General features: G+C 39.8%; 10 protein-coding genes. 7 read left to right on the plus strand and 3 right to left on the minus strand.

Annotated elements, in window-relative coordinates:
- Positions 1 to 2: 2 nt before the first annotated feature.
- Together HGD76_RS08885 and cysE are read left to right on the plus strand one after the other, a co-directional pair.
- The gene (locus HGD76_RS08885) at positions 3 to 1,700 is read left to right on the plus strand and encodes a DUF3352 domain-containing protein (protein WP_168695564.1); all 1,698 of its coding nucleotides are present in this window, start codon (positions 3 to 5) and stop codon (positions 1,698 to 1,700) included.
- Positions 1,701 to 1,915: 215 nt separating this feature from the next.
- Positions 1,916 to 2,668: a serine O-acetyltransferase gene (gene cysE, locus HGD76_RS08890; protein WP_168652303.1), complete on the plus strand. Its 753-nt coding sequence runs from the start codon at positions 1,916 to 1,918 to the stop codon at positions 2,666 to 2,668.
- Between the two features lie 24 nt (positions 2,669 to 2,692).
- Here the strand turns inward: cysE and HGD76_RS08895 are convergent, their stop codons facing one another.
- Positions 2,693 to 3,274, minus strand: a complete 582-nt coding sequence (locus tag HGD76_RS08895; protein WP_168695565.1) for an Npun_F5749 family FMN-dependent PPOX-type flavoprotein — start codon at positions 3,272 to 3,274, stop codon at positions 2,693 to 2,695.
- Positions 3,275 to 3,549: 275 nt separating this feature from the next.
- Here HGD76_RS08895 and HGD76_RS08900 point away from each other — a divergent pair, with 275 nt between their 5' ends.
- The 3 genes from HGD76_RS08900 (at position 3,550) to nrdJ (ending at position 8,226) form a co-directional block, all read left to right on the plus strand.
- Positions 3,550 to 3,846, plus strand: coding sequence for a hypothetical protein (locus HGD76_RS08900; RefSeq protein WP_168695566.1), 297 nt, complete (start codon positions 3,550 to 3,552; stop codon positions 3,844 to 3,846).
- A gap of 255 nt (positions 3,847 to 4,101) precedes the next feature.
- Entirely contained in the window at positions 4,102 to 4,458 is a 357-nt protein-coding gene (locus HGD76_RS08905; protein ID WP_168695567.1) for an immunity protein CdiI family protein, read from the plus strand.
- Positions 4,459 to 4,716: 258 nt separating this feature from the next.
- On the plus strand, positions 4,717 to 8,226 hold the full coding sequence (gene nrdJ / locus HGD76_RS08910; RefSeq protein WP_168695568.1) for a ribonucleoside-triphosphate reductase, adenosylcobalamin-dependent: 3,510 nt from the start codon (positions 4,717 to 4,719) through the stop codon (positions 8,224 to 8,226).
- 301 nt (positions 8,227 to 8,527) lie between these two features.
- On the opposite strand, the gene HGD76_RS08915 is transcribed toward nrdJ, so the two are convergent.
- The gene (locus HGD76_RS08915) at positions 8,528 to 9,646 is read right to left on the minus strand and encodes an RNA-guided endonuclease InsQ/TnpB family protein (protein ID WP_210967751.1); all 1,119 of its coding nucleotides are present in this window, start codon (positions 9,644 to 9,646) and stop codon (positions 8,528 to 8,530) included.
- A 61-nt stretch (positions 9,647 to 9,707) separates the two neighbouring features.
- Here HGD76_RS08915 and HGD76_RS08920 point away from each other — a divergent pair, with 61 nt between their 5' ends.
- Together HGD76_RS08920 and HGD76_RS08925 are read left to right on the plus strand one after the other, a co-directional pair.
- On the plus strand, positions 9,708 to 9,845 hold the full coding sequence (locus HGD76_RS08920) for a hypothetical protein (protein WP_168636213.1): 138 nt from the start codon (positions 9,708 to 9,710) through the stop codon (positions 9,843 to 9,845).
- Between the two features lie 558 nt (positions 9,846 to 10,403).
- Positions 10,404 to 11,687 (plus strand): valine--pyruvate transaminase, encoded by a 1,284-nt coding sequence (locus HGD76_RS08925; RefSeq protein WP_168697402.1) that lies wholly within the window; start codon positions 10,404 to 10,406, stop codon positions 11,685 to 11,687.
- A 115-nt stretch (positions 11,688 to 11,802) separates the two neighbouring features.
- Here HGD76_RS08925 and HGD76_RS08930 read toward each other — a convergent pair whose 3' ends face one another.
- Complete coding sequence (locus tag HGD76_RS08930) at positions 11,803 to 12,150, minus strand: hypothetical protein (protein WP_168695569.1); 348 nt, start codon at positions 12,148 to 12,150, stop codon at positions 11,803 to 11,805.
- Between the last annotated feature and the right edge of the window lie 187 nt (positions 12,151 to 12,337).

Genomic DNA, 12,337 nt, shown 5'->3' on the forward strand with positions numbered 1-12,337 from the left:
TCATGTTTGCAGAAAAACTAAAAAATATAAAGAATGTGAACAGTCAACACTTAACAAAAAATATTAAACTTGGTTTCCTTATAGCTGGCATAATCACGCTTGTGCTAGTTTGTGTAGCTAAATTCTCCTGGTTTTCGGGGAAAAGTCCAGTTAGTCTTGTCGTTCGCAACTCTCAACCCGCTGCGGCTATATTTGTCTCCAAGTCTTCACCAGCAATGGTATCATTATTGGTCAATCCCGACGGGTTACAGACAATAGCAGCAAAAGGAGAATTTTCTCAACTCAAAAATAGTCTATTGGCAAAAAATAATATAGATTATTCAAATGATCTTAAACCCTGGTTGGGTGATGAAATTACCCTAGCTGCAACTACCATAGATATAGACCGTGATCCAGACAACGGACTACAAACCGGGTATTTAATGGCACTTGCAACTACAAAACCAGAGAAAAGCCGTGAGTTTTTGGAATTATTATTTTCTAACCGGGCTTTTAGTGGGACTAATTTAGGAATTGAACGTTACAAAGGTGTCAAGGTTATTTCTGATCATCCCGAATATGCACCAGACTTAAAAACCCAAAATAGTTTAGCAGGTGCAGTTGTTAATAATTTTGTTTTGCTGGCTAATCATCCTCAAATTATCAAAGAAGCAATTAATAATTTACAAGCACCAGATTTAAACTTAATTAGTTCTCTAGAATATCAAAAAGCTACTCAACAAATCTCTAAAAATGCTGTAGCTGTAACTTTCTTGAATTTACCAGAAGTTGGTAAATGGCAAGGATTAGAATTGGCAGAATCAACTTATAATAGCCAAATTCTCTCCTTCGTTTTAAATTCCCAAGGGTTGCTCACAGAAAGTACATTTTTAACAAATTCCCCAGTTGTACCTTCATCTTTACCCCTATCTCAATCTGTAGGAGCATTACAGTATATTCCAGAATCAACAGCTTTAGCGATCGCTGGCACAAATTTGAATAAATTAGGTAATAGCGATATAGCAAAACTGTGGAAACAAGTAACAGCAAGCATTTACGGTTCTAGTGAAGAAGGGATTTCTCGATTACTACAACCCTTCGTAAAAATCCAAAACAATTGGAATTTAAACTTTAGCGAAGATATTTTCAATTGGATAACAGGAGAATACGCTTTAGCCTTATTACCCAATTCAGAAAATACAAGCCCTAATTGGTTATTTGTTATCGAAAAAAACCCAGAATTAGCAGCAGGAATCACACATCTAAATAATATTGCCAGTAGAAGTGGTTTTAACCTTAGTTCCCTAACTTTAGATCAACAAAAAATAGCAGCTTGGACAAAAATTACAGCCACAAGTGAAAATAACACATCTATTAATGTGGACACGAAAGTTAAAGGAGTGCATACAACCTTAGATAATTATGAAATTTTCAGTTCTGATTTAAAGACGCTAACAGCAGTTTTGAGTCAAAAGCAAAAATCTCTCCTAGAAAATCCCCAATTTAAAAATAGTATTGCGACAATTCCCCAACCCAACCAAGGGTATATTTATCTAGACTGGGAAAATAGTCAAGATATTCTCAAGCATCAATTACCTTGGATAAAATTTGCAGAAGTATTGGGTAAGCCACTTTTTGATAATTTAAAATCCCTGACAGTGAGTAGTTATAGCAGCGAACCAGGAACACTCAAAAGCGGAGTATTCTTACAACTGCATTAACAAATCAGAATTAACTCCACTTTAACAGTCCAGAAGCCTTAGATACTAAGGCATAGATGATTTAGTCCCCAATTAACAATCACCAATCACCAATCACCAATTACCAATCACCAATTACCAATCACCAATCACCAATTACCAATTACCAATCCCTAATTACCAAGTCACGATAATATGAGAGAGTAGCTTGTTATGCTATCAAGGGTACTATCTCAATGTTCTCTAGACTCCGTACCGATTTTCGCATCATCTTTGAACGTGACCCCGCAGCCCGGAATTGGTTGGAGGTTTTGTTTTGCTATCCAGGTTTGCAAGCCCTAGTTTTCCACCGCTTTGCACACTGGTTGCGTCGTCTTGGTCTTCCCTTTTTCCCCCGCTTGATTTCTCACATTGCGCGGTTTTTAACAGGTGTAGAAATTCACCCAGGGGCTACAATTGGTGAAGGCGTATTTATTGATCACGGAATGGGAGTAGTAATTGGGGAAACAGCCATTATTGGTAACTACGCGCTGATTTATCAAGGTGTCACCCTGGGGGGAACAGGTAAAGAAAGCGGTAAACGTCACCCCACATTAGGCGAAAATGTCGTCGTTGGTGCCGGTGCAAAAGTTTTAGGAAATATCGAAATTGGTGATAATGTCCGCATTGGTGCAGGTTCAGTGGTGTTGAGAGATGTACCATCTAGTTGTACCGTTGTCGGTGTCCCTGGTCGCATTATCTACCGTTCTGGAGTCCGGGTTGCACCTCTAGAACACAGTAACTTACCAGATTCAGAAGCCCAAATAATTCGCACCTTAGTTGACCGCATTGAAGCCTTAGAAGCACAAATTCAAGCTTTACAAACTCCCGCCAAAACTCCAGTTTTAGTTGGTAAATTCCTTCCAGAAGATGAATTACCAAAAGAACACAATTTTTGTAATATCCGAGATAAACAGATTCAGGAATTTTTTGATGGTGCGGGAATCTAGGAAGTTAAACACTAAAAATTAAAATTAAGGGTTTATTGCTTCAGTCAACCATTCTTGGTTTTCATTGCGGTGATAAACCCATCTATTTTGTGGTTCACCCCGCAATTGTAAATGATCTACTTTTACTGGTTCAAGTAATAATAAACAAAAATTTTCTAATGGTTGAATATTGTCTGGTGCTGGTGGTGTAAAAGCTTCCGGTGTTTGTACTCTCATCTCACCAGGAATAGGCCAAGCAAATTGTAATCTAGCTGCATCACTTAATTCTTGCCACATTTTGATTCTCGCAGGTTGTAAATGGGGGTGAGAATCAGCACTTATTAATATTAATTTTCCAGTAATCCGAAATTGTTCTCTGGTGTTAGGAAAATACCAGCAAATTTCCGCTGCGGATTGTTTTGATATTTGTTCAGCTTTTTCACTACGAATATCGGTAATAAATTTTAGCTGATTGGTATCGTCTAGAAAGCCCCGAAATACGACGGTACGATTAGCAGGAAAACCATTTTCTCGCAGCGTTGCCAGTTGTACGTAACGGGCATAAACGAGGCTACGATTTTGATGTAGGGCGCGAGTGATAAGACTTCGCCAAGGTGCTAGGAACATTTTTTATTTTGCTTGTAATGAATATCCCTACCGAATAAGAATTGTTTTAATTGTAAGGGAAACGCACCTTAATCATAGGTCAGTTGCGTAAGTCCTAATTATAAATCTGAAAAAATTAATCAAACGATAAATTGGGATTTATTGGTTAAAACATTAAAACAGTATTTTGTCAATAGATTTTAGATCGGTTTTCTCGTACGGGAATCCGATCTAAATATCCTTCTACCGCTAAAATCCCCTTTCTAAGTTGGGAATGTAAACAAAAAAATTTAATTATGAAAAAGCAAGTCGATAAGACTGGAATTTTCCAGCCACCGTTTCCGACTGTTGAAAATCAGTCATCTAGTATCCTTGTAGAAAATACACTTAACAAACCAGGAGAAGGGGAAAATTTGCTGATAGCTGCTAATTCTACAAATACTTCCATACAACCAAATGCAGGAGAGATAATACCTATACTCACCTATGGAGGTGTGTCCGTAGCTGTGATTATTGCAATGGCTTGGTTCGTGAAGATATTGCTTGCCTCTGTATCTGAATTATTCGAAGCAATGCCCAAACCTAAGAAATAATTTTGAGTAAAACCTCTATCCCGCCTGGGAATGAATTCCCAGTTTAATAGCAAAAGTTGTCTTTTGATGACTAAATAACCAGAAAATTTTTTAAATTGTTTAGTAAACTTTAGTTTACTTTGGCTATTAGCCCGGAAATTCATTTCTGGGCGGGTGTGGAAGCAAACAGATAAGCCACTTCTAACTTAAGTTGACACCTATGAGCAGTGCTAAACCCCTACCCCTACGCATCAAAAACTTTTTAATAGCAGAGCTATGGCAATGAAAATTAAACTAATGGCTGATTATGAATGCTACCCACTCTGGTGGGCTAGTTCTGATAAAGTTGGAGATATTGATCCAGAAACGATGCCATTAACTGAAGAAACTATTAGCCGTTTGGAGAAATGGACAGATATTTATAATGCCACATTAAATTGGCAAGATCCTGGTAATTCACCTGATTTGAGTCCAGAAGCAGAAGCAGCTTTTGAACAAGAAGGGATTAGTTTGTGGAAACAACTGCAAAAAGAACTTGCACCCAATTATGAAGTTATCTATTTCAGTGAGCAATTAAATCAAGTTGTAACTAATACAAATGAATTGGCATCTTTACTGACTATCTCTGCTTGATGAATAGTCAAGGCAAAAATTACACAAACAGCACCATTACACAGATAGACCATTCCGCGAAAACTTACAGGTAAAACTTTGAGATTCTATTACCCTGATAATGCACTGTCGGGGTTTTATACTTAAACAAAAAACAAAAATATAGTTATAATTGACACAGACTCAGCTATAGCGCAAAGTGGTAAATTTTTCAATCTTTAATCCTAAATCTACTTGGCGTATAGTCATAGTTTGTCCATAAGAAATCATACTCAAATTATGCTTCAAGAACTTGATAGCCTGCGTGACGACGTAGGAGTCATACGTCAACGTCAGGGTGCAAAATTTCCAGAATCCGCCCCAGCAGCCAATCCCGTGTTTTTTAGAACCTACAGCCGCCGGACAGATGCAGGTTTGAGAGAAACATGGGATCAGGTGTGCGATCGCACTTTACGCGGTTTAGTAGAACTGGGAAAACTCACCCGTGAAGAAGCTGCCATTTTAGACAAGATGCAGCGAAACATGAAATCCCTCCCCAGTGGGCGCTGGATGTGGGTTGGTGGCACAGATTGGTTAGCCAAACCCAAAAACTTCTCCGGTGCTTATAACTGCACCTCTACTAACCTTGTAGACTGGAGTGCTTTTGGATTGATGATGGATCTAGCCATGATGGGCTGTGGTACAGGTGCGATCATCGAACCACAATATATTAATCAACTTCCCTCTATCCGTAATCGCCTAAATATCACTATTAAAGGTGAAATTGGCAGCACACCCCAAGCACAGCGTCGTGAATTTACACAAACCCATATAGAAGCTAACACCGCTACTATCCACGTTGGAGACAGCCGGGAAGGTTGGGTAAAATCCTATCAAACCCTTTTAGAACTTTCTACAGATGAACGCTTTACAGGTGACGTTCAGGTAATTGTTGATATTAGCGATGTGCGCCAATCTGGGGAAACCCTCAAAGGCTTTGGCGGTATGGCTAATCCTGTGAAGTTGCCTGGATTGTATCAGCGTTGCGCCTCTATTCTCAATAAGGCAATAGGCAGACAATTAAACTCAGTTGAATGCTGCTTATTAATTGATGAAGCTGCTGTGACTATTGTTGCAGGAAATATTCGGCGCTGTCTTCCTGAAGAAGCCTTAGTTCATACAGAATCAGGCTTAGTTCCCATTGCTAAGGTGCGTGTAGGCGATCGCGTTCTCACCAGCAAGGGTTTTTATCCTGTTACTAACTTCTTTATTCAAGGTGAACAATCTCTCTGCCGAATTCAAACTCAAGATGGTAGCTTTGAATGTACAGCCGATCACAAAGTTGCCGTTTTCACGGATGTGTACGGCAATTATAAAATGGTTAAAGCTCAGGATTTGCAATCAGGCGATCGCTTGATATTCGTGCCACAAACTATACCCGGTACACCCACTGAACTGCCTGAGTTTCGGGGTAAAGTCGAAGGTAAAACCAAGAAAATTACTGTTCCTGCATTAACTCCTGATGTTGCTTACTTCATCGGCTATTTGCATGGTGATGGTTCAGTTAGTTCTGATGGATCAAGAGTTAGATTTCGAGTTCATGAAGATAGCCCCAATATTTTGGAACGTTTAATTGCTGTTGGGAGCGACTTTGGTTTAGAAACTCACACACTGCGGACTCCCGAACAGTGCCGAACCAAAGCCTACGAACTACAATTTAACTCATCAGCCTTAAATCAATATCTCAAGTCATTCAAACAAGCATTCCAGCCATTAAATATTCCTGATTGCATTCTGTTGGCTAAAGCCGACATTCGTAAAGCTTACTTAGCTGGTCTTGCTGACGCTGATGGGTGTCATTCTCAAGGAGTTTTAGTAGCTTCAGTTCACCAGCGATTTTTACAGCAAATTCAAGCACTTTACGCATCCCTGGGAATTACAACCCGGATGTGTAGTTCAATTCGCAAGCGAACGGGCAAATGGGAAGGCGAACTAGTAACAGTTGGTGCAGCAGCATATCAATCTGTTGAAAACTGCTTTGAAAAATATTCCCTTCAGTTTTCTAGCCAGAAACGTCAGACTCCCAAATCATTTAAAGACCACGGCTTCCCGAAAGCTATGGTTCGCCCTATTATTAACACCACTCAATATCACTGGGGTGCTATTCATCAACAAATGATACTCCCCACCCTGAAAAAATATATTCCTGAAGCTACTGATTTAGTACCAGTCAAGGTTTTAGGTGTAGAGCTAAATGTACGCTCTGCACCTACTTATGATATTGAAGTTGCGACTGTTCACGAATTTGTCTGCGAAGGCATTTTAGTTTCTAACAGTGCCGGGATGAGACAATTCCTTTCTGAAGACGAGCGAGGCGCAACTGCCAAAGATAATTTATGGCAACAAGACGCAGAAGGTAACTGGCGTATAGATCCAGAACGCGATTCTTTGCGAATGGCCAACCATACAAGAGTATTTCACCGCAAACCAACTTTAGAAGAATCCATTGCTGCTGTTCAAAAACAATATTACAGCGGTGAAGGAGCAATTCAATGGGCTGGTGAAGCAGTTGCTAGAGCTAATGCTGATTTATTAAATACACCAGAACTTAAAAAAGACTTTTTGCAAGCTTACGAGCAAGAAAAAGCCAAGTATTGGATAAAAGAATACTATCCTGAAATTGATGCTGATGAGCTAGAACATAGAATAGGTAGGTTTGGTTTAAATCCGTGCGGAGAAATTATTGGTAGCAATTTTCACTGTAATTTGTCCGAGGTACACTTAAACCAACTCGATCCCGACAACTACAAAGAACAAAAAGAGGCATTTACCGCTGGTGCGCTTTCCGTCGTCGCCCTGTTAAATCACCAATTTCTCGAACCCCGCTATCAATACAGCCGGGAACTTGATCCCATTGTCGGTGTATCATTTACCGGTTTATTTGACTTCTTTGTTCATGCTTTTGGTACAGATTGGTTACGCTGGTGGGAAGCAGGAAGACCCGAAACTCCTGAAGGACTGATTTTTAAACGTGGTGAACAAAAATATCTCAACTTCTGGAAAGATGTAGTTCATAAAGTAGTGTGGGAATATTGCGATCGCCATCAGATCAAACGCCCCAACCGGTGTACTACCGTGCAACCAGCCGGCACCAAATCCCTCTTAACAGGAGCATCTCCCGGTTGGCATCCCCCCAAAGCTCAAAGATTCATTCGTCGGATTACCTTTGGCAAAAATGACCCCGTAGCCCTAGCTTGTATAGATTATGGTTACAACGTCATTCCTTCCCAATCTGACAAAGATGAAAACGGCAACTTACTTAATGATCCTTTTGATCCTCGCTGTACAGAATGGTTAGTAGAAATACCCGTCGCTGTATCTTGGGCTGATTTACCCGGTGCTGATGTCATTGATGTATCTCAGTTTTCCGTTTTAGCCCAACTAGATTTTGTGATGCAAGTCCAAAGTCATTACGTCACCCATAACACCTCTGCTACCTTAGAACTCCGTTCTGAGGAAGTTGAATTATTGGGAACACGCATCTATGAAGCTATCCAAAATGATGAAGGCTATATTTCTGCCGCGCTGTTAGCCCGGTTTGACGATTTGCAATCATTCCCCCGTCTTCCCTTTGAACCCATAGACAAAGCCACTTATGAACGCCTATCTAAAGAAGTCAAAGCCCGACGCAGAACAGATGATTTCTGTGGGGCGCTAAGTCGTTACGACTTGGGAGAATTATCAGAAGCAGGACCGAGTGGTTGCGACTCTGATAAGTGTATGTTCCCAGAACAGCCACCCACATCATAAAATCCGTTTTCAAAGAAACAAGAATCCCCGTCCCTCTATAGGGCGGGGACTATCAGCAAGCCCTAAATAATTGCTTGTTAACTCACCCAGCATATAGTACATTAGTACCTAATACAAGAGAAATCCGTTCTATAAAACTTACCCAAAATTACCAAAGTCTAGACACATCTGGACAGCGATAACCTTAGTGCTTATTTCCTGTTTAATCACGGTCTTAGAATGACTTCTAAGAGGTTTGTCCGCTCCACAGGCTATCTCGGTAGAACTTACCGTTTCTGACCGTAGTTCCTCAAAGGAACCGCTACGCTACAGGGATAAAAATATCCGCAAACCATCGGTCAATGTTTTTAGCGGCGTTGAGGTCACGATCCTCTGTATGTCCGCAATCAGGACAAATATAAACGCGGTTTTTTAATGGCATTTTATGACGATGATTACCGCAGTTAGAGCATATTTGAGAACTGGGGAAAAACCGATCCACAAGGATTAGTTCACTCCCGAATTTCTCAGTTTTATACTCTAACTGCCGTTTAAATTCATACATACCACAGTCAGCGATAGCACCCGCTAATTTATGGTTTTTCAAAAATGCCTTAACGTGCAAATCCTCTATCCTGACAATGCTGTGATTTTTAGCTAGATAGTAGGTTAATTTGTGTATGGAATCCTGGCGAATATTAGAAACTTTGGCGTGCAATTTAGCCAATTTTCTCACAGCTTTTTTACGATTATTAGGCCCCTTGACCTTCCTGCTAACGCTACGCTGTAAACGTTTCATGCGTTTACTCATCCGGCGGTAGGCTTTGGGGTTTTTGAATACTTCACCATTACTGCAAACTGCTAATTCTTTGATACCAATGTCAACGCCAATGGTCGGTCGGTCTGCAAGTATAGGAGGTTTTTCAACTTCGTATTTAACAGAAACAAACCATTTATCAGCCTGTCTAGAAATCACGCAATTATGAGTTGCTGTAATCGGTAAAGGTATGGCTAAACGTACCCAGCCGATTGACGGTAATTTAATTCTTTTCCCATCGTTTTTAATTAACGGTTTCGCCTTAGTCCCTGACTCTAAATAAAAAGAATCGTGCTGTCCTTTTTTCTTGAATCGGGGTTGTTTCGATGTTTTGGAAAAACACCTATCCCATGCTTGGCGTAAGTCAGTTAACGCCTTTTGTGGGACATTTTTGTTAACTTCGTAATACCAAGCGTGTTCAGATTTAACCTCGGCGACTAACTTTTTATGCAAGTCAATCGCTGATGGTAATTTAAGTTTTTCGCCTTCTTTGCGAGTAGCTAAAATATCTATGATTTGAGCATTTGCCCAGTTGTAAGCGTGTCTAGCGACTCCAGAAGCCTTGCGAAAAGCTGTAATCTGTCGGTTATTTGGAATTAGTGCAGTTTTGAATGATAAAAGCATTGATTCGACCTTCAATGTTGGGCTATGATATCTAGTATATCAGACATATTAGGATTTGGCAATGCCTCGGATTAAATTTAAACCACAAAATCAAGTAGCCTACGATAAATCACCCTTGCAATTTAAGGTTTTACCTGGAGTCAGGGAAAAAATTAAAACTGTCCCTGACACAGCAGCAACGGTTGAGGGATTTTGTTGATCAACTTATTGAAGACTTGGACAAACAGTAATATATGGATAGTTATGGGTAGAAATTATCAAGCTGTTTCTACCCCCCATTCTTGAAGGTGGGGCTTTATTGACTATCAGATTTTGTTAAAATCGCATTCACCAAATAGAACGAAAGGCACGGAAGCCACTTGGCAATAGATGCGTGGAGGAAGTGCCAACGGCGAATTTATTCACCGTGACATGATAGAATTAATTAGCAAGTAGGAATAACCATCAACGCCAAGAAGTGTTTTATTAAGGAGAAACCCCTGATTTATCTCGTCTCGGCATAGCCGTAGCCTGGGTAAATAAGCAATGGTAAATCATGGAGCGTTTAACATTAAAAATTGATGGACTCACAAAAGCAGCAAAAAAATCAAAAGTAAGCGCAATTGCAATACCTGTCGTACTGGTAGTTGCCTTGAGCGTCTAGGAGGATAATTGACTATCCTTTTTAAGCAGGTCTTAAAGAATCTGCGTGTCTTTAGACCGCAGAGTGTCAATGGTTTAACCACTTTTGCGATTAATTCAGTCTGTAACAAACATGATAAAACCTGCCCTTACTAAAATTGGCGCTCAAATGTCCAACTTAACTGGCGTAAGAGCGATTATGAAAGATATTAATGAAACCCTCAGAGCTAGTAAGGGACAGGAATTATATAATTTGAGCGCTGGCAATCCGTTGATTTTACCAGAGGTAGAACAGTTATGGCGGGATTGTACGGCAGATTTATTAGCCAGTTCTGAATATGGTGAAGTTGTTTGTCGTTATGGTTCAAGTCAAGGTTATTCACCATTAATTGAGGCGATTGTTCAGGATTTTAACCAGCGTTATGGGTTAAGTTTAACTGAGCGGAATATTTTAATTACTGCGGGTAGTCAAACTATCTATTTTTACGCCGCTAATGCTTTTGGTGGCTATACTGAAGATGGCAATTTGAAAGAAATTGTGTTGCCGTTAAGTCCAGATTATACTGGCTATGGTGGTGTTTGTTTGTTCCCAGAGGCTTTGGTTGCTTATAAGCCTACTCTGGATATTGACGCAGACGCACACAGATTTAAATATCGCCCTGATTTTAACCAACTCTCGATTACAGAAAATACTGGTTGTGTGATTTTTTCCCGTCCTTGTAATCCAACGGGTAATGTTTTGACTAATGATGAGGTAAATAAAATCACTGATTTAGCTGCACCCCATCATGTACCTGTATTGATTGATTCGGCTTATGCACCTCCTTTCCCAGCTTTGAATTTTACAGAAATGACTCCGGTATTTGGGGAAAATATTCTCCACTGTATGAGTTTATCAAAAGCAGGTTTGCCTGGAGAACGGATTGGGGTAGCCATTGGAGATGAAAACCTGATTCAAGTTTTGGAATGTTTCCAAACCAATGTGGGAATTCATTCTTCTCGATATGGTCAAGCGATCGCAGCCCGCGCGATAGAATCAGGTACATTAGCAAATATCGCGGAAAATGTGATTCGTCCTTTCTATCAGCAAAAGTTTGATGTCTTAAAAAGTACCCTAGAAGCAGCAATGCCTAAGAATATACCCTGGTTCTTACATCGTGGTGAAGGGGCGATTTTTGGCTGGTTGTGGTTGCAAGATCTACCCATGACTGATTGGGAATTTTACCAGGAATTAAAGAAAGTGGGTGTAATTCTTGTCCCTGGTAGTAGTTTCTTCCCTGGTTTAAAGGAGGACTGGGAACACAAACACCAATGTCTGCGAATTAGTTTAACTGGTAGTGATGAGGAAATTACTATTGGTATGCAGCGTTTAGCAAAAGTTGCTGAACGGGTTTATCAAAGTGCGGCTGTAAGTGTGTAAGAGATAATGAACCACGAAAACGCAAAAAATGTTGATTATCTTCAACAATATTGTTAAAATACAACATGCCCCCGCTATAGCCGTTAGATTGACATAGCGGGGGTATGTTGTATTATTACTGTTTAGCTAGTAAAGCTTTCTTATCTTGAATCAGAGCATTAATTTCGGAATTAATGTTTTTCAACTGTTCTTTTTTTTGCTCTATTGATAGTTCGGTGTTTTGAGAAATACCGTTTTTTTGGTCTCTATAATATGCAATTAGTTTGTCAATGTCTGCAACGGTTTGGGTGGGGGCTGGCGCAGTTGCAGCAGCAGCATATTGTACAGGAGCGGTATATACTGAAGCAGCAAGAGCGGTAGGCACGTTTAACAGCAAACTACAGAACGCGAATAATAACACGATTGAATGTAAAAACACGCGTTTGGCAGAAGTGAAAAGTTTCATTTTTTCTTGGATGATCATAAATTTTCAGTTCGCATACTATTATATTGTCAGTGATATTACGTCGAATTTTCAAATAATTTAACAATTAAGATTTTTTTACGCATTCCCTGTATTTTATATTACAAATAGTCTAACAAAATTAAATTCACTCATTGAGAGAGGGAACAGAGAACTAAGTAGGTTAGCATTAAAAATTGTTGTTATC

Source organism: Dolichospermum flos-aquae CCAP 1403/13F (genome assembly GCF_012516395.1).
GTDB classification, from domain to species: Bacteria; Cyanobacteriota; Cyanobacteriia; order Cyanobacteriales; family Nostocaceae; genus Dolichospermum; species Dolichospermum lemmermannii.